24 protein-coding genes are annotated in these 23,364 nt (G+C 70.5%); 14 read left to right on the top strand and 10 right to left on the bottom strand.

Annotated elements, in window-relative coordinates:
* Nucleotides 1-129: 129 nt before the first annotated feature.
* Nucleotides 130-1,326, top strand: a complete 1,197-nt coding sequence (locus tag QZL85_RS10110; protein WP_295576468.1) for an ROK family transcriptional regulator — start codon at nucleotides 130-132, stop codon at nucleotides 1,324-1,326.
* On the opposite strand, the gene QZL85_RS10105 is transcribed toward QZL85_RS10110, so the two are convergent.
* The gene (locus tag QZL85_RS10105; RefSeq protein WP_295576466.1) at nucleotides 1,292-1,981 is read right to left on the bottom strand and encodes an SDR family oxidoreductase; all 690 of its coding nucleotides are present in this window, start codon (nucleotides 1,979-1,981) and stop codon (nucleotides 1,292-1,294) included. The two genes, QZL85_RS10110 and QZL85_RS10105, sit on opposite strands and share 35 nt — an antisense overlap.
* A 656-nt stretch (nucleotides 1,982-2,637) precedes the next feature.
* Here QZL85_RS10105 and QZL85_RS10100 point away from each other — a divergent pair.
* From QZL85_RS10100 to QZL85_RS10090, 3 genes are all read left to right on the top strand, one after another.
* On the top strand, nucleotides 2,638-3,552 hold the full coding sequence (locus QZL85_RS10100) for a hypothetical protein (RefSeq protein ID WP_295576465.1): 915 nt from the start codon (nucleotides 2,638-2,640) through the stop codon (nucleotides 3,550-3,552).
* A gap of 9 nt (nucleotides 3,553-3,561) precedes the next feature.
* Entirely contained in the window at nucleotides 3,562-3,987 is a 426-nt protein-coding gene (locus tag QZL85_RS10095; protein ID WP_295576464.1) for a GIY-YIG nuclease family protein, read from the top strand.
* Between the two features lie 103 nt (nucleotides 3,988-4,090).
* The gene (locus tag QZL85_RS10090) at nucleotides 4,091-4,612 is read left to right on the top strand and encodes an SRPBCC family protein (protein WP_295576463.1); all 522 of its coding nucleotides are present in this window, start codon (nucleotides 4,091-4,093) and stop codon (nucleotides 4,610-4,612) included.
* 94 nt (nucleotides 4,613-4,706) lie between these two features.
* Here the strand turns inward: QZL85_RS10090 and QZL85_RS10085 are convergent, their stop codons facing one another.
* The 4 genes from QZL85_RS10085 to QZL85_RS10070 form a co-directional block, all read right to left on the bottom strand.
* On the bottom strand, nucleotides 4,707-4,988 hold the full coding sequence (locus QZL85_RS10085) for a GlsB/YeaQ/YmgE family stress response membrane protein (RefSeq protein WP_295576461.1): 282 nt from the start codon (nucleotides 4,986-4,988) through the stop codon (nucleotides 4,707-4,709).
* Nucleotides 4,989-5,093: 105 nt separating this feature from the next.
* The gene (locus QZL85_RS10080; RefSeq protein ID WP_295576460.1) at nucleotides 5,094-5,894 is read right to left on the bottom strand and encodes a DUF1206 domain-containing protein; all 801 of its coding nucleotides are present in this window, start codon (nucleotides 5,892-5,894) and stop codon (nucleotides 5,094-5,096) included.
* Nucleotides 5,895-5,957: 63 nt separating this feature from the next.
* On the bottom strand, nucleotides 5,958-6,179 hold the full coding sequence (locus QZL85_RS10075) for a hypothetical protein (RefSeq protein WP_295576459.1): 222 nt from the start codon (nucleotides 6,177-6,179) through the stop codon (nucleotides 5,958-5,960).
* Nucleotides 6,173-7,651, bottom strand: a complete 1,479-nt coding sequence (locus QZL85_RS10070; protein WP_295576458.1) for an SDR family NAD(P)-dependent oxidoreductase — start codon at nucleotides 7,649-7,651, stop codon at nucleotides 6,173-6,175. Before QZL85_RS10070 ends, QZL85_RS10075 begins: the two co-directional genes overlap by 7 nt.
* A gap of 49 nt (nucleotides 7,652-7,700) precedes the next feature.
* Between QZL85_RS10070 and QZL85_RS10065 the strand changes: the two genes are divergently transcribed.
* The 3 genes from QZL85_RS10065 to QZL85_RS10055 all read left to right on the top strand — a co-directional run bounded on the left by QZL85_RS10065 (nucleotide 7,701) and on the right by QZL85_RS10055 (nucleotide 10,774).
* Nucleotides 7,701-8,108, top strand: a complete 408-nt coding sequence (locus QZL85_RS10065; protein ID WP_295576457.1) for an NUDIX domain-containing protein — start codon at nucleotides 7,701-7,703, stop codon at nucleotides 8,106-8,108.
* 93 nt (nucleotides 8,109-8,201) lie between these two features.
* The gene (locus QZL85_RS10060; RefSeq protein WP_295576456.1) at nucleotides 8,202-9,872 is read left to right on the top strand and encodes an ATP-binding protein; all 1,671 of its coding nucleotides are present in this window, start codon (nucleotides 8,202-8,204) and stop codon (nucleotides 9,870-9,872) included.
* A gap of 182 nt (nucleotides 9,873-10,054) precedes the next feature.
* Nucleotides 10,055-10,774, top strand: a complete 720-nt coding sequence (locus tag QZL85_RS10055; protein WP_295576455.1) for an alpha/beta fold hydrolase — start codon at nucleotides 10,055-10,057, stop codon at nucleotides 10,772-10,774.
* A 48-nt stretch (nucleotides 10,775-10,822) separates the two neighbouring features.
* On the opposite strand, the gene QZL85_RS10050 is transcribed toward QZL85_RS10055, so the two are convergent.
* Entirely contained in the window at nucleotides 10,823-12,010 is a 1,188-nt protein-coding gene (locus QZL85_RS10050) for a MalY/PatB family protein (protein ID WP_295576453.1), read from the bottom strand.
* A 26-nt stretch (nucleotides 12,011-12,036) separates the two neighbouring features.
* Entirely contained in the window at nucleotides 12,037-12,792 is a 756-nt protein-coding gene (locus QZL85_RS10045) for a transcriptional regulator (RefSeq protein ID WP_147049529.1), read from the bottom strand.
* Between the two features lie 363 nt (nucleotides 12,793-13,155).
* On the opposite strand from QZL85_RS10045, the gene QZL85_RS10040 reads away from it, so the two are divergent.
* From QZL85_RS10040 to QZL85_RS10010, 7 genes are all read left to right on the top strand, one after another.
* Entirely contained in the window at nucleotides 13,156-14,778 is a 1,623-nt protein-coding gene (locus QZL85_RS10040; RefSeq protein ID WP_295576452.1) for an ABC transporter substrate-binding protein, read from the top strand.
* A gap of 71 nt (nucleotides 14,779-14,849) precedes the next feature.
* Nucleotides 14,850-15,830: an ABC transporter permease gene (locus QZL85_RS10035; RefSeq protein WP_147049527.1), complete on the top strand. Its 981-nt coding sequence runs from the start codon at nucleotides 14,850-14,852 to the stop codon at nucleotides 15,828-15,830.
* Between the two features lies 1 nt (nucleotide 15,831).
* Entirely contained in the window at nucleotides 15,832-16,737 is a 906-nt protein-coding gene (locus QZL85_RS10030; RefSeq protein WP_295576451.1) for an ABC transporter permease, read from the top strand.
* Nucleotides 16,734-18,353, top strand: a complete 1,620-nt coding sequence (locus QZL85_RS10025) for an ABC transporter ATP-binding protein (protein WP_295576450.1) — start codon at nucleotides 16,734-16,736, stop codon at nucleotides 18,351-18,353. Before QZL85_RS10030 ends, QZL85_RS10025 begins: the two co-directional genes overlap by 4 nt.
* On the top strand, nucleotides 18,350-19,603 hold the full coding sequence (locus QZL85_RS10020; protein ID WP_295576449.1) for an amidohydrolase family protein: 1,254 nt from the start codon (nucleotides 18,350-18,352) through the stop codon (nucleotides 19,601-19,603). The genes QZL85_RS10025 and QZL85_RS10020 overlap by 4 nt, the downstream gene beginning before the upstream one ends.
* A complete protein-coding gene (locus tag QZL85_RS10015) occupies nucleotides 19,600-20,853 on the top strand; it encodes an amidohydrolase family protein (protein WP_295576447.1) in 1,254 nt (417 codons plus the stop codon). Before QZL85_RS10020 ends, QZL85_RS10015 begins: the two co-directional genes overlap by 4 nt.
* A 73-nt stretch (nucleotides 20,854-20,926) precedes the next feature.
* The gene (locus QZL85_RS10010; RefSeq protein ID WP_295576446.1) at nucleotides 20,927-21,247 is read left to right on the top strand and encodes a carboxymuconolactone decarboxylase family protein; all 321 of its coding nucleotides are present in this window, start codon (nucleotides 20,927-20,929) and stop codon (nucleotides 21,245-21,247) included.
* A 36-nt stretch (nucleotides 21,248-21,283) separates the two neighbouring features.
* Here the strand turns inward: QZL85_RS10010 and QZL85_RS10005 are convergent, their stop codons facing one another.
* The 3 genes from QZL85_RS10005 to QZL85_RS09995 form a co-directional block, all read right to left on the bottom strand.
* A complete protein-coding gene (locus QZL85_RS10005) occupies nucleotides 21,284-21,943 on the bottom strand; it encodes a hypothetical protein (protein WP_295576445.1) in 660 nt (219 codons plus the stop codon).
* Between the two features lie 230 nt (nucleotides 21,944-22,173).
* Nucleotides 22,174-22,542, bottom strand: a complete 369-nt coding sequence (locus tag QZL85_RS10000; RefSeq protein WP_295576444.1) for a hypothetical protein — start codon at nucleotides 22,540-22,542, stop codon at nucleotides 22,174-22,176.
* Nucleotides 22,542-23,273, bottom strand: coding sequence for an alpha/beta fold hydrolase (locus QZL85_RS09995; RefSeq protein WP_295576443.1), 732 nt, complete (start codon nucleotides 23,271-23,273; stop codon nucleotides 22,542-22,544). The genes QZL85_RS10000 and QZL85_RS09995 overlap by 1 nt, the downstream gene beginning before the upstream one ends.
* Nucleotides 23,274-23,364: the final 91 nt, after the last annotated feature.

Below are 23,364 nucleotides of genomic sequence, written 5' to 3'. Positions count from 1 at the left end.
CTGTTCATCTTCGAACCTTTCGAAACTTTCGACTGCAACGTCGAAAAGTGATCTGGACGCCTTCAATATAGAAGCCCTGGGTTTTGAGGTCAAGAGCAACAAATACGGGGGGTTCGCTACAGTGGGGGCGTGAGCCAGCCGGGACGAACCATCGAATCCGTCCGTCGCGCCAATCTCGCGCAGCTTCTGCGCATCGTCCACCTGCGCGGACCCCAGTCGCGCGCGACCCTGACCGAGGAGACCGGCCTCAACCGCTCGACCATCGCCGACCTCGTGGCCGAACTCGTCCGCGTCGGGCTCGTGCAGGAGCGCACCCCGGATCCGTCGAACCGGGTCGGGCGCCCCTCGCCGGTCGTCGCCGTCGATCCGGGCGTGGTCGCCATCGCGGTGAACCCGGAGGTGGATGCGCTCGAGATCGCGGCGGTGGGACTGGATCAGAGCATCCGCGCCTTCGACCGGATCCCCCTCGACGACCTGCTCTCCCCCGTCGAGACGACGCGCCTCATCGCGGAGCGGGTCGAGCACTGGCGGGAGACCGACCTCGACGGCGCGCGGATCGTGGGCGTGGGGCTGGCCGTCCCCGGCCTGGTGCGTGCCGCGGACGGACTCGTGCGCAACGCGCCGCACCTGCGCTGGATCGACGCGCCGGTCCGCGACCTCGTGGCGGACGCGACCGGACTCCCCGTGACGGTCGGCAACGACGCCTCACTCGGCGCGATGGCGGAGCACCTCTTCGGGGCCGCGAAGGAGCATGACGACGTCATCTACCTCAACGGCGGTGCGAGCGGCATCGGCGGCGGGCTCATCGTGCACGGGATGCCGGTGGGCGGCGTCGGCGGCTACGCCGGAGAGTTCGGGCAGAACCGGCCCGGCATCGCGACCCTGGCAGACCGGCGGGCGCAGGGCGGCGTCCTCGAGGACGAGGTGCGGCGGGCGCGGCTGATGGCAGCCGTCGGCCTCTCCCGCGCCGACGACCGGGAGCTCGGCGCAGCCCTCCGGGCCGCTACAGCCCCCGACGCGACGGCGGAGATCGAGCGTGAGCGCCGCATCCTCGCCACCGCGCTCGCCAACGCCGTCAACGTCCTCAACCCCTCGGTCGTGGTGCTGGGCGGCTTCCTCGCGATCCTCGCCGACCTCGACGTCCCCGGCCTCATCGAGGCGGTGCGGGCGCAGTCGATGCCGGCGTGCGCCGAGGACCTCGACATCCGCCCCGCGGGGCTCGCCGAGCATCGGCTGCTCATCGGGGCCGCCGAGGCCGCCTTCGCGGAGCTGCTCAGCGACCCGACCGGCGTCAGCGCGGGCCGGGCCGCACCGTCAGATCGCTGATCACGGCATCGCGCGGGAGCGTCAGCGCCGTCAGCACGGCGTCGGCCACCGACTCGGGGTCGATGAACGCCGCCGGGTCGTACGCCCGCCCCTCCTGCTCGTGCACGCGCGCCTGCATCGGCGTGGCCGTCCGGCCCGGGTAGACGGTCGTGACACGGACCCCGCGCGGCGCCTCCTCGCCGCGCAGCGCGTCGGCGAGGGCTTTCAGCCCGTGCTTCGAGGCGGCGTAGGCTCCCCACCCCGCGTGGGCGGTGAGACCGGCGCCCGAGTTGATGAACAGCACCTGTCCGCGCGTCGCGCGAAGGCGCGGCAGCAGGACCCGGGTGAGCTCCGCGGGGGCGACGAGGTTGACCGTGAGCTGGTCGGTCCACGACGCCAGCGGGGCGTCGGCGACGTCTCCGAGATCAACGATGCCCGCGGCGTGGATGACGGCATCGATGCGGTCCGGCAGCTCGGCCACCGCGCCGGCGATCTGCGCGGGATCCGAGAGGTCGGCCACCACCGAACGGCTGCCGGGCAGCAGCGCCTCCACCTCGGCCGCGCGGGGGCGATCTCGGGCGATGAGGATCAGCCGGTCTCCGCGCGCCGCGAGGCGTCGCGCGACGGCCAGTCCGATGCCGGAGCCGGCTCCGGTGAGGACGTGGGTCTGGGTCATCCCGCCATCCTGCCACCGCGTTCCGCGGCGCGCGCGGGCGCGCGTCGGGGTCCACGCGTCGCGCGGGTACCGGAAAAAGCTGGTGACGGGGCCGCCTACGCGCTAGGTTCGAAGTGGATCTGCACGAGCCTCGCGCACCCGATGTCCCCAGCATCAGGATGCGGCCGTACCCCCCAGCATGGTCCACGGCGAGCGCTCAGGATCCGGGTTCCCCTCAAGAGCCGAGCTTTCCATGAACGCTCCTGAGGGGAACCCTTCGCCGCAACGCAGGGAGGCGACGTCCGGACGTCGCCTGTCTTCCCTGTCCCCCCATCGGGACTTCGTGAGGAGCTCCCCCCGGATGCTCTCTCTCGTGGTCCCTGGCGTCACTCTAGCTTGTCCACCATATGGGGGACAAGATCGGTGACCACGAATTTTCATAAGATGAGTGGAGTACGACGCGGCGAACTGGGACGACGCGACAACACAAGAAATCGCACTGGGGTGACGCATCCGCTGCATGGGGCAGCGGGTGGGGGATTTCAGATGATGGGGACCCGATGCCAACCCGTACGCAGACCGCCGTTCCAGCAGACAGCGACCTGACCTCCTCCTCCCGTGCGCGCGGGCCCTTGCGCGCACCGGGCATTCTCCTCGCCGCCGCGGTGCTGTGTCTCATGACCGCGACCGCCGCGCTGACGACATCCGACCCGCTGTGGTGGCACCTGCACTTCAGCCGGCTAGGGATGTTCGCCGACGCCTCCGGTGTCGCCTTCAACGCCGGCGTGATCGCCTGCGGCGCGGTCACGGCGTCCACGGGCGTCTCGGCGCATGTCCGCCTCACCCGGGCGGCCGGCCGCGGAGCGATCGGCGACGCGCGGGCCGTCCGTGTCACGCCCGTCCTCGTGGCGACGCTCGGGATCTGCCTGCTCCTGATCGGCGTCATCCCGCTCACCCTCAACGAGTTCCTGCACGAGCGCGCCGCCAACGGCGTCATCCTCGCCTTCGGCGCCCTGCAGCTCGTGACCGGCCGGTTCCTCCCGGAGCTCCCGCCGCACGTGCGCCGGGTCGGCGCCGTCTCGACGGTGGTCCTCGTGCTCGGCATCGCGGGCATGCTCTCCGGCGTGATCAACCTCGCGCTCTACGAGGCCATGGCCTTCGGTGCGGTCCTGACGTGGCTGCACCTGCTGGAGCGGGGACTGTCCGGCCTCGCGCGTACGCCGGAGGAGCGCCCCGCCGAGGAGACCCAGGTCGACGCCGTCAGCGCGACGCCGACGACCCCGCGAGGGCGCCGGACACTGCGCGTGCGGCGCACGACGCGATTCCCCCGTGCAGCGCACGTCCGTCCGGGACGCTACGCCGCACCGCGACCCGCGCGTCGAGGGTCTCCTCGACCCGCCGGCGGGTCACCGTCCGGAGGGGTGCGTGCAGGAGCTCGCCGCGCGCCCGCGCCGACAGACATTCCGGCCTCTCAGCCGTCCGGCGCACGCGATGATCGGCGATCTCGAGCCGCGTGGTCCGCGAGCGGTGGGACATCATCCGGCGGTGGAGCGATCCGCCGCGCCCGGAAGGGTGTCGGCGGCGGGGCCTAGCCTTCGGGTGTGACGATCGCCGGCGCGATGCCCGGGCCGTGCCTCCTGTGCGGCGCTGCCGACGGCGTGTGCGCGGACGACGGCTGGCGATGCGCCGTCTGCGGCTGGCGGGTCGGCGATGTCCCCGACCCCGACCTCCCGCGGCCGCGCGTGGAAGTCGTGTACTACATCCGCTACGCCGACCGCGTGAAGATCGGAACCTCGTGGCGGCCACGGCAGCGGCTGGCGACGCTGTGGCACGAAGAGCTGCTCGCCTTCGAGCCCGGAGGACGTGCCGTGGAGCAGGAGCGGCACCGGAGGTTCGCGGCGCTGCGGGTCGGCGGCGAGTGGTTCCGCGCCGACGAGGAGCTGCTCGCCCACGCGGCGACGCTCGCCGCAGGAGAGGACCCCTGGCACGCCTATGCCCGCTGGGTGGCGGCGTCGCTGAGCCCCTGACCTCTGCATCGCGGGCGGGGAAGCACGGGGACGCACGCCCGTCAAGGCGGGGGCGCGCTCGAGCCGCCGGACCTATCGTGGCCGCAGCGGAAGGGAGTGACCGATGTCACAGAACGTGCGCAGGATGGCCTGTCGGGCCGAGGACGTCTTCGAGGTGCTCCGCGACGGCTGGGTCTACCCCGTGTGGGTCGTGGGGGCGGCGCGGATGCGGGCGGTCGACGCGCTCTGGCCGCAGGCGGGTGCCCGCCTGCACCACTCGGTAGGACCTTGGCCGCTTCTCATCGACGACGTCACGGTCAGCGAGGAGTGGGAGCCGCCACGTCGCATGGTGATGAAGGCCCGCGGCTGGCCGATCGGCGAGGCGCGCGTCACGATCGAGGTGCGTCGGGCCGGGGACCGCCACTGCACGGTCCGGATCGCCGAGGACGCCGTCTCGGGTCCGGCGCGAATCGTCCCGAAGCCGATCCGCGATCTGCTCCTGCACGCCCGCAACAGGGAGACGCTGCGCCGACTGGCCTACCTCGCGGAGGGGCGGGCGCGGAGCGGGCCGAGCGGCCTGGTCACCGGCGAGGACCCGGACATCGAGACCCCGTCCGACCAGGCCCCACCGCCAACGGCCTCCTGAGGCCGCTCGCACGCGCCCCGACGGACGCTCTCCTGGCATGAGAAGAGCCCTCGCGAACCGGGTGACCGGTCCGCGAGGGCTCTGTCGTGTCGCTTCAGACGCGGTTGCCCGAGCGGCGCTTCGAGAAAGCGATCCACAGAAGCAGCACGAGCACGGCGCCGATGATGGAGCCGATGATGCCGGCCGGCTGCAGGAAGCCGTCACCTGCGTCAGCGCCGAACAGCAGCTTGCCGAGGAAGCCACCGACGAACGAGCCGATGATTCCGAGCAGCATGGTCATACCGATGCCCATGTTCTGCTTGCCGGGGACGAGAAGCCGCGCAAGGGCGCCGGCGATCAGTCCGATGATGATGATGCTGATGATGAGTCCGAGCATGTGTCTGCACCTTTCTTGATGGTGTTGGCGCGGATGACTTTCCTCTGTCTCAGCCCGCTCCGATAGACCCTTGATTTCGGGGCGGATTCATGCGTAGGGGCGTCCTCACATGCGGTTGTAGCGTGCCCGCGCGACGCAGAACAGCCCGTACAGCACGAGTCCCGCGCCGACGACCCACAGCACCACGGCGCCGAACGGCAGGCCGGCGAGCGCGCGCAGTCCGGCATCCAGTCCGCCTGCCGTCTCCGGGTCGTGCGTGACCGCCGCGACGACGAACAGCACGCCGGTCGCGGCGACCGCCACTCCCTTCGCGACGTACCCGGCGACCCCGAACCCGACGATCCCCCGCCGCGCGGCGCCGGAGGGGAGGTCGAGGTGCTTCTCGAACGCCCGCGTGATTCCGCGGACGATGAAGGCGATGCCGATCGCCGCGACGCCGAGACCCACGACGACCAGCAGGAAGACGCCGCCCGGTGCCGCGAGGAGTCGCGCGCTGAAGGTCTGCGACGAATCGGACGACTCGGAGCGGCCGCCGAGCGCGAACACGAGCGCCGTCGCCGCGATGGCGATGTACGCGACGGCCGTGCCGATGAACTTGGCGCGGTGCCCCCACTTCTTCTTCGTGTCGGGGTCCCGCTCGAGGAACGCTTCGGCGATCTGCCAGGCGGCGAGCGCGAACAGCCCGAGGGCGATGACCCACAGCAGCACGACACCGGCGGGTGTGCTGCGGATCTGCGTCATCGCGCCACCCTGGTCGGCGTCGCCCCCGCCGCCGGTGGCGATGGAGATGGCGATCCCCCCGATCACGACGTGCAGGATGCCGAGCACGACATATCCGACCCGGGCGAGGCCGCGGAACACCGATGAGTCCTTCGCCGCGCGGGCGGCGTTCTTGGGCGTGGTCACTCGCGAAGCGTAATCCACGCCGCGGTCTGCGTGGCCGGGCGGGAGCTCGGCGCGCCCCGGCGGTCAGTGCTGCGGGGGTCGGCGCACCCGCGGTGCCGGCGGGGGTGGGACCTCTTTGGCCGCGACGATGTCGGCCACCCGGATCCGCTCGACTCCGCGCTTGCCGTCGACGACGACCGTCTCGGCATCCGCGCTGAGGAGCTCACCCAGCGCGTCCGTCGCCTGCCCCGTGGGCAGCAGGTACCGCACGACGACGCGCCGTCCGGGCTCCGGGAGGTTCACCATGCGCCGGGCGCGTAGTCCTTGAGGAACACACCGAACAGGTCCTCGCCGGCCTCGCCGCGAACGATCGGGTCGTAGACGCGAGCGGCGCCGTCGACCAGGTCGAGCGGGGCGTGGAAGCCCTCCTCCGCGAGCCGCACCTTCGTGGGGTGAGGGCGCTCGTCGGTGATCCAGCCGGTGTCGACGCTCGTCATCAGGATGCCGTCGGTCTCGAACATCTCGCGCGCGCTCGTGCGCGTCAGCATGTTGACGGCGGCCTTGGCCATGTTCGTGTGCGGGTGCCCGGGCCCCTTGTAGCCGCGGCCGAAGACGCCCTCCATGGCGCTGACGTTGACGACGTAGGTGCGCGGGGCGGGGCTCGCGGCCAGCGACGGCCGCAGCTTCGACACGAGCAGGAAAGGCGCGGTGGTGTTGGCCAGCTGAACCTCGAGCATCTCGAGCGGGTCGACGTCGCCGACGCGCTGCGTCCACGAGTTGACGTCGTGCAGGTCGGGGATGAGCCCGCCCGCGTCGATCGCCGTGCCGGCGGCGAGGCGCTCCAGCGAGCTGGAGCCGGCGGCCATCGCCTGTTCGGTGAGCTCGTCGGCGCGCGAGGCCGCCGCCGCGAGGATCGGGTGGGCGGTCACCGACCGCTCGAGGGCCTGCGGATGCTGGTCGTTGGTGTGCCCGAACGTGACGAGCTCGGGCAGCGGGCCGTGCGGCAGCGGAGCGAGCTCCGCGTCCACGAGCGGCTGGTACGCGCCGGGCGAGCGTCGCACGGTCTGCGTCGCGTTGTTGATGAGGATGTCGAGGGTGCCGGCAGCCGCGACGTCGTCGGCCAGGCCGATGACCTGGGCCGGATCGCGCAGGTCGATCCCGACGATCTTCAGTCGATCGATCCACTCCGGCGCGTCGGGGAGGCTGCTGAAGCGGCGCACCGCGTCGCGCGGGAAGCGGGTCGTGATGGTCGTGTGGGCGCCGTCACGGAGCAGGCGCAGCGCGATGTACATGCCGATCTTCGCGCGTCCGCCGGTCAGCAGCGCGCGCCGGCCGGTCAGGTCGGTACGCGCTTCGCGCTTCGCGTGGCTCATCGCCGCGCAGGAGGGGCAGAGCTGATGGTAGAACGCGTCGACGAGCGTGTAGGGCTGCTTGCAGATGTAGCAGCCGCGCGCCTTGCGGAGTGTGCCGGCGGTCGGCGCGGTGGTGGCGGTGCTGATCGGGATGCCGCGGGTCTCATCGTCGATGCGGTCGGCGGCACCCGTCGCCGTCGCGGCGACGACCTCGCGATCGGCCTGCGCGATCGCGTCGCGGATCTCCCGGCGCCGCACGCGCTTCGCGGCCTTGAACATGTGCGCGGTGGCGCGACGGACGGTGATGAAGTCGGGGTGCGACTGGTCCACATCGGCGATCTCGCGGAGCACCTTGAGCGTGACGGCGAGTTCGTCCGGGTCGATGCCGCTGGGCAGGTCGGTGAGGGAAGAGGTCTCGGGAGGCACACGCGATTCTACGTCGGGCCGGATGGGCGGAACCTGTTACCGTGCCACGGTGAGCTCACCGACCGCCGGCACCCGCCGCATCCACGTCTCGGCGGCGGTGATCCGCGACGACGAGGGTCGTCTCCTGCTCGTCCGCAAGGCCGGGACCACGGCGTTCATGCAGCCCGGCGGAAAACCGGAGCCCGGCGAGACGGCCAGCGAGACACTGAGCCGCGAGCTCGCCGAGGAACTCGGCATCGACGTGCCCCCGGGCGCCCTGCGCGGGATGGGTTCGTTCACCGCGGCGGCCGCGAACGAACCCGGCTTCGTCGTGGTGGCGGACGTCTTCGCCGCCGACATCGGCGCGCAGCAGCCCGCGGTGGGCGCGGAGATCGCCGAGCTCGCCTGGGTGGGGCCGCGGGAGGCGGACCGCTTCGAGATCGCGCCGCTCGCCCGGGAGTACTTCCTGGCTCGCTGAGCCGCGCGCAAGGGCACCGCACGGCGTGGCAAGCGCGCACGCGATCGGCAACGGCGTGCATGATCTGGACCATCCGGGCGCTACCGTCTGCATATGCGTCGTGCGTGGCCGCCGTTCGGAAGACCCGGACGTGTCCGGCTGCCCTGGTGGGGGTGGCCGCTGGCCGGCGTGCTGATCTTCGCGACCGGTGTCGGCGGAGCGTTCCTCGCCACACCCGGGACCGAGGTCGCGGCGTGGTGGCCCGCCGCCGGCCTGTCGGTCTGCTTCGCGCTGCTCGTCCCCCCGCGGCAGCAGGTGTTCGTGCTGGTGCTGGTGCTGGTCGTGACGGGGGCCGCGAACGCGTGGACCGGTCGTGAGCTGGGGCTCAGCATCGCGTACGGCATCGCCAACACGCTCGAGGTCGCCGTGGTCGTCTACGGGCTGCGGATCGCCCGGCCGCACCCGTTCACACTGCGCTCCCTGCCCGACGCGATCGTGTTCGCGCTGATCGCCGCGGCCGGCGCGATCGTCGCCGGCATCGCGGCCGGGGCCGCCGGAGCGATCTGGAGCGGCGGGGACTTCTGGGCGTCGGCCGCCATCGTCGCCGCGTCGCACAGCGCGGCCGTCCTGCTGATCGCACCGTTCGCCGCGCTGCCGGAGCCGCTCCCCGACACCGTATCGCTCCGGGAGCTGGGGATGCAGAGCGTGCTCCTCGCCCTCACGGTCTTCGCCGCCTTCCGCCCGGGCGCCGTGATCCCGGTCGGGTTCCTCGTGTTCGTCGGGGTGTGCTGGGGCGCGCTGCGACTGCCGGCCGTCATCGCCCTCGCCGAGTCGCTCGTCGTAGCGGTGTCGGTGCTCGCGCTGACGGTCAGCGGCCACGGTTCGTTCGTCTCCGCGGCGTACACCCCGGCGGAGACATCCATCGCGACGGTCTCGTTCATGTCGGCGCTCGGCTGGTTCACGCTCGTTCTCGTCTCGGCACGGCACGAGATCCGGTCGGCGAACATCGCCCGACTGGAGGCCGCGACGGCGCGCGCGGAGGCGGCGAACGAGCAGGCGGCCACCCTCACCGCGCGGCTCGAGCTGACCCGGCAGCGCGACGACTTCGTCGCATCGACGAGCCACGAGCTGCGCACCCCCATCACGAGCATCGTCGGCTACACGGACCTGCTGCTGGACGGCGACCAGCACGAACCGGAGCGCGGCTGGGTGCTCGCGATCGAGCGCAACGCGGGCCGTCTCCTGCACCTGGTCGAGGACCTGCTCTCGCTCGGCACGACGCGCGCATCGCGCACGTCCGGTCCCGAGCTCTTCGCGATCGGCGAGCTCGTCACCGAGGCCGAGGCGGGCGCCCTGCCCTTCGCCGGCGCCCGGTCGATCACCCTGACCACCGACGTGCCGTCCGATCTCGCGGGCTACGGCGACCGCGCCGAACTCGCCCGAGCGCTTGGACACCTGGTCTCGAACGCGGTGAAGTTCGCGCCGGACGGCGGCACCGTCGCCATCGCCGCGGCCCGCGCCGACGACGCCGACGGCGCCGCCGTGACGATCTCGGTGACCGACACGGGCCCCGGAATGGATGCCGAGACCGTCGCGAACGCGTTCGAGAAGTTCTACCGGGGCGCCGACGCCGTCGCGCGGGTCACGGCAGGAACCGGCGTCGGGCTGTCGATCGCTCAGGATCTCGCCGCGCGCAACGGCGCGGTCATCTCGCTCCACTCTGTGCCCGGCGAGGGGACGACCGCCGAGCTCACCGTGCCCGCCGGACCGGCGGCCGCTCTCTAGGCACCGACCTCCGGCCGCACGCTCGTGCGTCCCGGAGGCACCTATCCGGTGGATCACCGGGCCGTCTGAACCCTTCATTCCTCATCGCACGCCATGCAATATATTGCACATCACTTGCGTTACATCCTCCCGTGCAGTTCTCCCGCCGGAACGTCCGGCGGGAAGAAGAAAGGAAGAGCATCATGAACACCACTGATCGCGCGGTCGCGAACATCGTCCTGGTGCACGGGGCCTTCGCCGACGGCTCCGGGTGGCGAGGCGTCTACGACATCCTCACGTCCCGCGGATACCGGGTCACGATCGTGCAGAACCCGCTCACCTCGCTCGAGGACGATGTCGCCGCCACCACGCGTGTCCTCGACCGTCAGAACGGGCCCACCGTCCTCGTCGGGCACTCCTGGGGCGGCACGGTCATCACCGAGGCCGGCGTGCACCCGAACGTGGCCGGACTCGTCTACGTCTCGGCGCTGGCACCCGACGCGGGCGAGACCACGGCGCAGCAGTACGACGGATTCGCTCCCACCCCGGACTTCGTCATCGACGTCGGCGCGGACGGATACGGCTTCCTCGATCACGACAGGTTCCGGGCAGGATTCGCCGCCGACCTCAGCGACGCCGAGGCAGCCTTCCTCCGCGACACGCAGGTGCCCATCAACATGGCGGTCTTCGGGACGCCGCTGACGAACGCCGCGTGGCGCGACAAGCCGAGCTGGGCGGTCATCGCCGAGGACGACAAGTCGTTCGACGGGGCGATGCTGCAGCACATGGCGACGCGCGCCGGCGCACGGATCACCACCGTGCCCGCGAGCCACGCTCTCTACGTCACCCAGCCGCAGACCGTCGCGGACGTGATCACCGCTGCGGCACAGGCCAGCGCGGTGGGCGTCCCGCACACCGCCTGAGCGCCCCGCCGGAGTCGGTTCGGGCGCCGCGCCCGAACCGACCTGCGGTCAGGCCGCGGCTTGGGCGGCGTGCTCGCGCGCTGCGAGGGCGGCGCCCATCCGCTCGATGGCGGCGGCCATCAGGGGACGGGGAAGGGCGAACACGAACCGCGTGTGTCCGATCGCCGCCTCCCCGCAGGCCGCGCCGTCGGTCATGGCCACACCGGCCTGCTCACGGAACCAGACGGCGAGGTCGCCCTCGATGCCGTACGCGCGGAAGTCGATGAGGGCGATGTAGGTGCCCTCCGGCATCCTCATCCGCGCGCGTGGGAGGTGGGTGGCGACGAGTTCCGCCAGGAGGCGCCGGTTTCCGTCGAGGTAGTCGACGACGGTGTCCAGCCATTGCCCGCCGGCGGAGTACGCGGCCGTGTTGGCGAGCACACCGAGGGTTGCGGTGCCGTGGCCGGCCCAGAAGCCGAACGACTCCCACGCCGCGGCATCCGCATCGTTCGAGAGGATCACCTGCGCACACTTGAGGCCGGCGAGGTTCCATGCCTTGGACGCGGAGGCCGCCGTGAGGGTGTGCGAGGCCGCAGCCTCGGACACCGATGCGTACGGCACATGGGAAGCGGGCGCATACACGAGCGGTGCGTGGATCTCGTCCGAGAAGACGCGTCCACCCTTCGCCGCCACCACGTCCGCCAAGGCGAGCAGCTCCTCCCTGGTGAACACGGTTCCCAGCGGGTTGTGCGGGTTGCACAGCACGACGAGACCTGCGCCGTCGTCGAAGCCTCGCGCGATGCCCTCGAGGTCCATCGTCATTCGACCGTCCACCTCGATGCTCGGCACCTCGATCACCCGTCGTCCGAGCATGGGCGGCACCATGAGGAACGGCATGTACGCGGGCGTCGGCACGATGACGGCCGAGCCCGGCTCGGTGAACCGCTCGATCGACAGCTCGAAGGCGGCGATCACATCGGGCATGTGGTGCACGCGGTCGGCGGGGACGTCCCAGCCGTACGTCTCGCTGTACCACGTCGCCGTCGCCAGCGACATGTCGGCGGCGACCTGCGGCGGAAGGTAGCCGGTGACGCCCCGATCGACAGCGGACTTGATCGCGCCGCTGATGGCAGGCGCCAGGCCGAAGTCCATCTCGGCGACGAAGGCTCCGATCGTGTCGGGGAACATCGTCCATTTGACGCTGCCCGCGTCGCGGAGTTCCGTCTCGGTGATGGCGTCGAAGTCGATCCTGGGCACGCTGTCTTCCTCTCTGGGGTGGCGGGTCACTGCTCGGCTCCGTCGCCGTCCTCGGAGCTCGCGAGCTCGTTCAGGTAGTTGTAGATGGTGAACCGGCTGACGTCGAGCGATTCGGCGATCATCTCCACCGCCTCCCGCAGAAGGAACAGCCCACGCGCCTTGAGCTTGGCGACGACCTGGAGCTTGTGCTCCTTCTTCATCTGCGAGACGGGAATGCCGACAGCCGTGATCGTCTGATGGATGAGGTACGACGCCAGCTCGTCGACGTCGCGGACGAACATCTCCTTCGACTCCGCTGTCGAGGTCGACGGGAGCGCGACCGGCCGGTCCCCCTCCTTCATGCCGGCCACCGACACCATCGCGTCGGCGACCTGCTTGATCGCCATCCACGCCGAGATGTCGGTGTTGATGCACAGCGCGGCGACGGGATGGCCCGCGACGTCGCGGATGATCATGGTCGAGGACCGCATCCGACGGCCGTCCGAGAGGACCGTCTCGTAGCCGAGGTCGTGCTCGGCGAACCCGGCGACGGCCTGCTCCAGGAGAAGGTCCGTCGACGGATCGCCGACGCGACGTCCCGTGACATCACCGAACACCGCGACGATCGAGTTCGGCAGCAGGCTCAGGTCATGGAGCACGACTTCGCTCGATGTCGGCAGCGCGCGTCCGATCGGCTCGACGAGGCGCGAGAACACGGTGATCAGCCGTTCGCCGTCGAGCGTGCGGCGCGGCGCGCGGAAGTCGGCGATGTCGCCGCCGAGCGCGGGGGTGGAGTCAGCCACGGTTGTCTCCTGGGTGTGTGACGGGGTGTGGATGTATCTCAACACATTGTTGCGCTGTTCTGCCACATCTTTTCGTGTCGCGAGAAACCAATGCGCGGCACAGAGCGCGATGAAGAGCATCTTTATACCTGATCAAAAGCTTTTTCGCCGAACTCTGAGACCAGCCGGCATTGCCTACGCTCGGGATCCACGCCTTGTTGCGGTCTTGTAACCGACGTGTAAAAGAATGCGGATCTGTTCTTCCAGTTGATTTCACCTGACGTAATTTGAACGCACTGTTGAGGCGCAGTCGGCTGAGCATGATCGGACCGACTGATCGTGCTGACCCGTTCCCGGCCCCACCCGCATCCGGAGGAGCACGTCATGAACCCGTCCCACACCCCATTCCGAGACTCTCGCCCCCGGCGACTACTCGCCGTCGCCGGAGCCACCCTGGCCACCGCGGCCGTTCTCGCCGGCTGCGCCGGTGGCGCGTCGGTAGCGACCGATGCCACAGCCGCGCCGACGGCCGGCGGCGAGCTCGTCATCGGCACCTACCTCGACCCGACCTGCGTGGACAACCAGCAGATCGGGACGAACGCGTCACTGAGCGTGTCCCGTCAGCTCACCGACTCGCTCACCGAGCAGAACCCGGACACCGGAGAGGTCGAGCCTTGGCTCGCCGAGTCCTGGGAGGTGAACGACGACAGCTCGGTGTTCACCTTCACGCTGCGGGACGGCGTCACCTTCAGCGACGGCTCGGCGTTCGACGCGCAGGTCGTCAAGGACAACATCGACGGCATCGTCGCGCTCGGCGCACAGGCGCCGGTCGCCGGTCCGTACCTCGCCGGCCTCGAAGCAGCCACCGTCGTCGACGAGAAGACGGTCGAGATCTCCTTCGCCCAGCCGAACGCCCAGTTCCTGCAGGCGACCGCCAACATCGCGTTGGGCATGGTGTCAAGCGAGACCGCCGCGATGACCGCGGACGAGCGGTGCGCCGCAGGGGTCATCGGCAGCGGCCCCTTCGTCCTCGACAGCTACGTCGCCAACGACGCCACGGTCCTCGTCAAGCGCGACGGTTACGACTGGGCACCGCCCTCGGCCGCCCACGACGGCGAGGCCTACCTCGACCAGATCACCTTCCAGGTGCTTCCCGAGAACAGCGTCCGCACCGGCGCACTGCTCTCGGGCCAGATCGACGCGATGGACAACGTGCAGCAGCAGGACGAGGCATCCGTCTCCACTGGCGGCTTCAGCCTCGTGACGCGCGCCAACCCCGGTTTCGCGGTCTCGGTCATGTTCAACCAGGCCGAAGGGCCGGGCGCAGACCCTGCCGTGCGCAAGGCCATGATGATCGGCGTCGACCGTGACGACGTGCTCACCGTCCTCGGGCCCACAGGCGCGGCCACGCCCGGCGTCCTGACCAGCACGACCCCGGGATCGGCCGACTTCACCGACCACTTCGCCTACGACCCCGAGGGTGCGGCGGAGATCCTTGAGGACGCCGGCTGGGTCGAGGGTGCCGACGGTATCCGTGAGAAGGACGGCGCGGCGCTCGAGCTGGACTTCCCGTACTTCTTCGACGGCCCCGTCGTCGAGCTTCTGCAGCAGGAGTACGCCGAGCTCGGCATCCGGCTGAACATCTCGCAGATCACCACCGCCGACTTCATCACGGCGCTGGGCGAGGGGGCGTTCGACGCCACCGTGGGCAACCTGACCCGCGCGGACATCGATGTGCTCCGTTCGACGCTGACCAATGCCGGCGCCAACTGGTACGGACTCTCCGACGCCGACTTGCAGACGCTCCTCGAGGCACAGGCGGGCGAGTCGGACCCCACCGCACGTGCCGAGCTCGCCGGTGACATCCAGGAGAGCGTCCTCGACAACGCGTACGTGGTGCCGCTGCACGCGCTCGCCGCCGCCTACGCCGTACGTGACGGGGTGAACGCCTTCCAGTTCGAGGCGTCGACCCGTCTGAACATGTACGACACCTGGATCACCCCCTGAGCGTCCGGGGTGCGACCGGCATCCGTCGGTCGCACCCCGTCCGCCCCTCCACGACCCGAAAGGAACCACCGGTGATCAGATACCTCGTGTCACGCGTCGGCCAAGCCGCCGTCGTGGTCTGGGCGGCCTTCACGCTCGCCTTCGTCATCCTGTACCTGATGCCCTCGGACCCTGCCGAGATCATCGCCAGCGGTGGCCTCCAGGGCGAGACCGGCAGCGAGGCGAGCCGGCAGCAGCTCGAGGAGCTCCGCGCCGAGATGGGGCTCGACCAGCCCGTCCTCGTCCAGTACGTGACGCGGATGCTCGCGATGGCCACCGGCAACTGGGGGGTGTCGTACCAGACCGGTCAGCCGGTCACCGCGATGCTCGCCGAAGCCCTCCCGCCGACGATCGCGATCGCCGTCCTCGGACTCGCCATCGCCGTGGTCGTCGGCATGGTCCTCGGGTTCGTCGCGACGTACACCCGCTTCGGCCCCCTGCGGCAGCTGCTCTTCTCCCTGCCGTCCGTGGGCGCCAGCATTCCGACGTTCTGGTCGGCGCTCCTGCTGATCCAGGTCTTCTCCTTCAGCCTCCGAATCTTCCCCGCGTTCGGCAACGACGGCTTCGTGTCGACGATCCTGCCCGCGGTCGCCCTCGCGATCCCGGTCTCCGCGATGATCGCGCAGGTGTTCGGCAAGAGCCTGCGCACGGTCATGGCCGAGGCATACCTGGACACGGCGCGCGCGAAGGGCGCGACCCGGCTGCGCGCGATGCTCCGGCACGCAGTGCGCAATGCGCTCCTGCCCGTCCTCACGATCGTCGGCATGATCTTCGGCGCCCTCCTCAGCGGGGCCGTCGTGATCGAGACGGTGTTCGGCCGTCAGGGGTTCGGGCGCACGACCGTGGACGCGGTCAACGCGCAGGACATCCCGGTCGTGATGGGCGTCGTCGTCTTCTCCGCGATCGTGTTCGTCGTCGCGACCCTGATCGTCGATCTCCTCTACCCGCTGTTGGATCCGCGTATCCGGCAGAACCTCCGACCCGTCCGCACGCAGCTCGCAAAGGCGGCCTGACATGACCAGCACCCTCACCGCCGCGCCAACGGCGACATCCGCCCCCGTCAGCGTGCCCGCGCCCCGCGAGAGCGCGGATCCGACCCTGTTCCGACGTGCCCTCGCGTGGGTTGGACGACAGCCGGGCCTCCTCATCGCGGTTCTCTTCCTGCTGACGGTGGTCGCATGGGTGACGGCGCCGCAGCTCTTCTCATCCGCGAACCCGCTCACGGGAGAGCTCACGCAGCGTCTGCTCCCTCCGTCGGCCGATCACCCGTTCGGCACCGACGCGCTCGGGCGCGACGTCTACTCGCGTGTCATCCATGGCGCGAAGTACTCGATCCAAGCCATCCTCATCGCGGTCGGCGTGGCCCTCGTCGTCGGCTCGCTGCTCGGCCTCGCTGCCGGGTTCTTCGGCCGGTGGGTCGACGACGTGCTCATGCGCATCGTCGACGTCGTACTCGCGATCCCGTCGCTCCTGCTCTCGATGGCGCTCATCACAATCCTCGGCTACGGACTCGTCAACGTCGCGATCGCCGTCGGTCTCGCGAGCGTCGCGAACTTCGCCCGCCTGATGCGGGCCGATGTGCTCCGGGTTCGGACGTCGCTCTACGTCGAAGCCGCGCGGGCTGCCGGATGCCGGTGGTGGACCATCCTCTTCCGCCACGTGCTCCCCAACTCGGCAGGGTCTGTCGTCGCCGTCGCCGCGCTCGAATTCGGCACAGCCGTCCTGGCCGTTTCGGCGCTGAGCTTCCTCGGCTACGGTGCGCCTGCTCCGACACCCGAGTGGGGGCGTCTCGTCTCGGAGGGTCGAGACTTCATCGCCACCGCCTGGTGGCTTGTGACCTTCCCCGGCCTCGTCATCACCCTGCTGGTACTCGCGGCCAACCGCGTCGCCCGCGCCCTCGAGAAAGAAGGACGCAAGTGAGCTCCTCCCCCCTCCTCCGCGTTCGCGATCTTCGGATCGCGTACACCTCGCGCGGCATCACCCGCGAGGCGGTGCACGGCGTCTCGTTCGACATCGCCCAGGGCGATGTCGTCGCGATCGTCGGCGAGTCCGGCTCGGGCAAGACGACCGTCGCGCAGTCCCTCATCGGCATGCTCGCCCACAACGGTGCGATCACCGGCGGGTCCATCACCTTCGACGGAATGGATGTCACGCGGTTCGGCGACCGAGCCTGGCGCGGACTGCGGGGCGACGCGATCGGGCTCGTTCCGCAGGACCCGACGGTCTCCCTGAACCCGGTCATGCGGATCGGCCCCCAGGTGGCCGAGCCGCTGCGCATCCATCAGGGGCTGTCGAAGTCGGATGCCGCACGCGAAGCCGTGCGCATCCTGCGCGACGCGGGACTGACCGATCCCGAGCAGCGCGCCGAGCAGTACCCTCATCAGCTGTCCGGGGGCATGCGGCAGCGCGTGCTGATCGGGATGGCGCTCGCGTGCACGCCCCGGTTCGTGATCGCCGATGAGCCCACCAGCGCGCTCGACGTCACGGTGCAGCGGCAGATTCTCAACCACATCGACGACATGATCGCCGTCCACAGCACCGCGATGCTTCTCATCACGCACGACCTCGCGGTCGCCGCCGAGCGCGCTCAGCGCGTGATCGTCATGTGCCAGGGCGAGATCGTCGAGCACGGGCCCTCGGACGAGATCATGTCCAACCCCCAGCATCCGTACACGAAGAAGCTGCTGGCGGCCGCCCCGAGTCTGTCGACGCCGTCAGTACGGCTCGCCCCTCCTCGGCTCGACGATGCCGACGCCGATGACCGCGTGGTGCGTCTCGAGAACGTCACCAAGCAGTTCGCGCTCCCCGGCGGAGGAACCCTCACCGCCGTCGACGACGTCAGCCTCGACATCCGTCGCGGCGAAACACTCGGCCTCGTCGGCGAGTCCGGCTCGGGCAAGTCCACGCTCGCGCGGATCGTGCTGCAGCTCGAGAAGCAGACCTCGGGCGAGGTCCGGATCGACGGACAGGCGATGTCCGGACTCAAGGCCGGGGAGCTCCGCGCCCTCCGCCGCCGTATGCAGGTCGTCTACCAGAACCCGTACGCCTCGCTCGATCCGCGCTACACGGTCGCGTCGATCATCGAGGAGCCGCTGCGCGCGTTCCGCGTCGGCGGCCGCCGCGAGCAGCGGGCGCGAGCCCTCGAACTGCTCGACCGCGTGGCCCTGCCGGCGCACACCGCCGGCAGGCGGGCGGAGGAGCTCTCCGGGGGCATGCGCCAGCGCGTCGCGATCGCGCGTGCGCTGGCACTGTCGCCCGAGCTGCTCGTCTGCGACGAGCCGACGAGCGCGCTCGATGTGTCCGTCCAGGCGCAAGTGCTCGAGCTGCTGACCGAACTGCAGCACGACCTGGGCGTCACGATCCTGTTCATCTCCCACGACCTCGCGGTCGTGCGCCAGCTGTCGCATCGTGTTGCCGTCATGCAGTTCGGCGTCCTGCGCGAGGTGGGCGACGTCGAGCAGGTCTTCACGGCACCCGCCCACGCCTACACGCGAGAGCTTCTCGCAGCCATTCCGGGAAAGGAGCTGGTCGCATGACCGACACCACGAAGGTCTTCACAGCGGATGCCGTCTGGAGGGGGACGACGGGATCCGCGATCTCCGACGGCGCGGTCGTCGTCCGCGGCGACACCGTCGCGTGGGTGGGCGCGCAGGCGGACCTCCCTGCCGAGTTCGCCGAAGCACCCGCACGGCACTTCCCCGGCGCCACGATCATGCCGGGCCTCATCGAGTCGCACGCGCACCTCTCCTACGACGGTCGGCCCGGCACGAAGCAGCGCTCCTTCGCGCGCTCGGCTCCGAACCTCGTCGCCGTCATGATCGCCTCCGCGCGGGAGCTCCTGAGCGTCGGTGTGACCACGGTGCGCGACCTCGGCGCCCGCGACAACCTGAGCGTCGAAGTGCGCGACGCGGTCGACGAGGGCCTCGTACGAGGCCCCCGCATCCTCGTCGCCGGCGCGCAGATCACGACCACCGGCGGCCACACGTGGCAGAACCACGCCCGTGCGGATTCCCCGGACGCGCTGCGCAAACTCGTGCGCACGCAGCACAAGGCGGGCGTCGACCTCATCAAGGTGAACGCGACCGGTGGTTTCATGACGGCCGGCAGCGCCCCGTGGTTCGCTCAGTTCTCCGTCGAGGAGCTTTCGGCTGTCGTCGAGGAGGCGCACCGCCTGGGCAAGCGGGTCGCCGCGCACGCCCATGGCGTCCAGGGCATCGAGCGGGCCGTCGCCGCGGGCGTCGACACGCTCGAGCACTGCACTTTCGTGGCCGATGGCGCGGTCGTTGCGCCGGACATCGGACTCATCGACGAGATCGTGGCGCGCGGGATCCATGTCTGCGCCACCGCGACCTGGAACCTGCCGGCGATGATGCGCGACAACCCCGCCTTCCAGCCGCCGGTCCGCCTCCTGCACGAGCGGGGCGTGCAGCTCATCGCAGGCAACGACGCAGGCATCGACGGCGTGCCGCACCGCAACTACGCGGGTGGCCTCGAGACCTCCGTCATCCTCGGCGTACCGATCGAGGAGGTCCTCGTCGGCGCGACATCCCGCGCCGCCGCCGCACTCGGGTTGACCGGGGTCACCGGTGAGCTGACGACCGGAGCGTCGGCCGATCTGCTCGCGGTGCAGGGCGACCCCCTGGCTGACATCTCCGCCGTGCGCGACCTCCGCCTCGTCCTCGCCAGGGGCGCGGAGTTCGCACCGGACCCCGTCGACGTCGCGCTCCCCGATCCGTCCTACGCCGACGCGTTGTCCGCCCGAACCGCAGAGAAGGTGCTCTCGTGAGCAGGATCTATTCCGCCGACCGGGTGCGCACCCACGCCGCGGCCGGGACCATCGCCGACGCGAGCGTCATCACCGACGATGAGGGCCTGATCGCCTGGGTCGGCCCGACCGACGAACTCCCGGCCGCGTACGCCCACCTGCCGCGCACCCGCGTGGAGGGGACGATCATGCCCGGCCTCGTCGACACGCACGTGCACCTGGGCTTCGACGGCGGCCCGAACCCCGTCGAGCGGATGATGTCCGAGAGCGACGCGGAACAGCTCGTCCTGATGCTCCGCAGCGCCCGCCAGTTGCTCAGCGCGGGGGTCACCACCGCTCGCGACCTCGGCGCGCGCAACTATCTCGACGTCGTCGTGCGCGACGCGATCGTCCGGGGGGATGCGCGGGGCCCCCGTCTCATCGCGTCCGGTGCACCGCTCACCCCGACCGGCGGGCACTGCTGGTTCATGGGCGGTGAGGCGGACGGCGGGTACGAGCTTCGGACCGCGGTACGACGTCACCACGAACAGGGTGTCGACTCGATCAAGATCATGTCGACGGGCGGGTTCATGACGAAGGGCAGCGCGCCGTGGTTCGCGCAGTACTCGCAGGACGAGCTCGCCCTCGCGATCACGGATGCGCACCGCCTCGGGAAGAAGGCGGTCGCGCATGCCCACGGGATCGAGGGTATCCGCCACGCTGTGCGTGCCGGCATCGACGCTCTCGAGCACTGCACGTTCGTCGCGTCCGACGGCTCACTCGGCTTCGATGCCGACCTCGCCGACGAGATCGCCGCCCGTGGCGTGTTCGTCTCGTTCACGATGAACGTGCTCGCGTGGCAGATGCTCCGTGCGGGGACCGGCGGTTTCGTCGAACACTTCGCCATGGTGGTGCGCGAACTCCGCTCGCGCGGTGTGCGCGTCGTGACGGGGACCGACGCCGGGATCGACCGCGCCCCGCATCACGCCTACGCGGCGACCCTCGAGGTGCACGCCGCGCTCGGACTGCCGGCGGAGGACGTGCTCATGGCCGCGACGGTCGTCGCGGCCGAGTCGATGGGGCTCGAAGATCAGATCGGAGCGCTCCGCCCAGGCCTCGCGGCCGACCTGATCGGCGTGGCGGGCGATCCGCTCGCCGATCTGACCTGCCTGCGGCGCCCGACCCTCGTCGTCGCCGGAGGCGAGGAGTTCGCCCCCGACCCCTACCCCGACCTCGAAGCGCTCGCGGTCCCGGCTCCGGCTGGACCCGGGGCTGTGCTTCACGAGCACTGACGGATCCCCCTCCGGACGACTCCGGGGGCCCCGATGGGCTGCGGAGTCGCTGGCCCACGAAATGGAGAGCACGATGACCGAGCACAACCACCCCGCACCCCTCGGCGACCTGGCCGGCGAGATGGGACGCGCCTTCGTCGCGTTCGACGATGCCGTGTTCAACGGGGGGGGTGAGATCCCCCGGAAGTACCGCGAGCTGATCGCGCTCGGCGTCGCCCTGACGACGCAGTGCGACGCCTGCCTGAAGGGCCACGCGCGCGCCGCCGTCGAGCACGGCGCGACAGACGAGGAACTGGCCGAGACGACCTACATCACCGCCGCCTTGCGCGCCGGTGGCGGGATCGTCCACGGCATCAAAGCCCTGGGCGCCGTTCAGCGCACCGCAGTCGGGTAGGTATCGCGTCCCAGCACGGCGGCGACGGACGCGGTCTCAGGCCGCGCCGTCGACCGCCGTGACGGTGAGGTCGGAGAAGAACGCTTCGGTGCCGATGTCGACGAACAGCCCGACCGTCCCCCGCTGCGGCGATTCGAGCGGGCGGGTGATCGAGAGGACCGGGGCGCCGTCGACGCTCGCCAGGATCCGATCGTCGTCGATGTCGACCCGGAGGCGCATCCAGGTGTCCGGTTCGATGTCGGCGCCCGCCTCGTAGCCGCCGGGGAAGTCGTCTCGGAGCCGGTCGAACGGCCAGTCCGGGTAGGTGAAGTACTGGACCGCGCGATCGGCCCGTGGGGACGGCGGGTTCAGGCTCCGACCGTTGAGCGGTCGGAGGTAGACCGACCCGAACGCCCGCGCGTCGTCCCGCACGTGGAAGACGACACCCGCGAAGGCGCGGGCCGGGAAGTCCGTCTTCCCGTTGAGGCGGGAGAGGATGTCGACCTCGATCACGCCGGTCCGCAGGTCCACGGGAAGCTCCACGAACGTCGGGCGGTCGATGTAGTCGACGCCGGGCACCCCATGCAGCGTCACGTCATCGGTCAGCTCGACGCGTAGCGCAGCACGGCCGCGGATGTCGGCGGGTTCGGCCGTCACCGACCGGAGCCGGGCGCCCTCCGGCAGATCGCGGAGAGCGAAGTGGATGCGATCTGCCATGGCGGGACTCCTTCGAACGGCCGGCGCTGCCGGGAATGCCTCCGGCATCGTGCGTCATGAGGGTGAACGCACGGCCGCCAAAGCGCATTCCTCGGAAGCTAGTTGCCGGTTCGAGTTCCCCGCGTCGGTTTCCCGCGACGGGATCCGTCAGGGCACGTCCGCCGACGATGCTCAAGGTCCCGCTGACGCTCGATCCGGCCAGGCCCCGACCGCGCTCGACGCGCCCACGATCAGTGCCTCGCAGGCCTCGCGGCAGTGATGATGCGCGCGATCGCCCATCCCACGGCGGAGATCAGGGGCACACTGACGATGATCACGGCGACCGGGTTCGGGCGGAAGGTCAGCCCGTCCGGACCGCCGACGTACGCGCCGATCGGCAGAGCGTAGCCGCCGCCACCACCACCGCTGCCTTCACCTTGACTCTCCGGGACCGTGCCGCGCTCCGGCCAGGTGCCCGACCCTCCGCCCCCACCGAAACCGAAGACGACCAGAGCGGCAGGGACGACCTCATGTCCGCCGATCGTGGTGCTCTCGCCGAACGCCAGCTTCGCACCCCAGGACGACACGGAGGCCGTCAGGCTCTCGAGTGGGTTCGACATCAGCTGATCGCGTCGACCGCCGCGTGGATCGCCGCGAGCGTGACGTCCGGCCGCGAGACCATCGACACGTGCGACGCATCCACTTCCGTGATCGTCGCCCCGGCGCGCTCGGCCATGCGGCGTTGGGTGTCGATCGGGATCACCAGGTCATCGGTGCCGAGCACCGCCCAGCTCGGGATCGTCTTCCACGCCGGCGCCCCCGAGGGCGTGACGTTGGCGACGAAGGAAGCCGGTCGCTGCGTGGCGACGATCGTCCACCGATCCGCTTCCGGCAGGTCTTGGGCGAACGAGGTGTGGACCGTCTCCGGCTTCAGGAACGCTTCAGCCGCTCCCTCGGGCGCGCCAGGATAGCCGGCGACGTCGAACACGGTCGTCGGGTCGGCGACGGCGAGCGCCGATCCCGAGCCCTCCAGGATCGCCACGACCGTGTCACCCTCGTCGGGGATGAAGGCGTCGACGTAGACGAGCGCTCTGACATCGCCGCCCTGAGCGCCGGCGTTGGTGATCACCGCACCGCCGTAGGAGTGTCCGACGAGCACGACGGGACCGCTGGTGCGCTGCGCGAGGAACGAGGCGATGTACGCGGCATCCGCCGTCAGACCGCGGAGTTCGTTGGGTGGGGCGAGGACCGTGTATCCCTCGGCCTGAAGCGGCATGCTCACCGCGTTCCAGCTGGATGCGTCAGCCCATGCACCGTGGACGAGGACGATGGTCGGCTTGCTTTCTGGCATTCGACTTCCCTTCGAGTGGCATCGCCGAACGGCGAATCGATGTGGTGGGGTCGCGTCCAATGGAGCGCCAGACGCTGACACACACGGTAGA

This window comes from uncultured Microbacterium sp. (genome assembly GCF_900078385.1).
Taxonomy (GTDB): Bacteria; Actinomycetota; Actinomycetes; order Actinomycetales; family Microbacteriaceae; genus Microbacterium.
The sequence above is the reverse complement of the archived record's forward strand: the minus strand, read 5'-3'. Positions and strand labels throughout refer to the sequence as shown.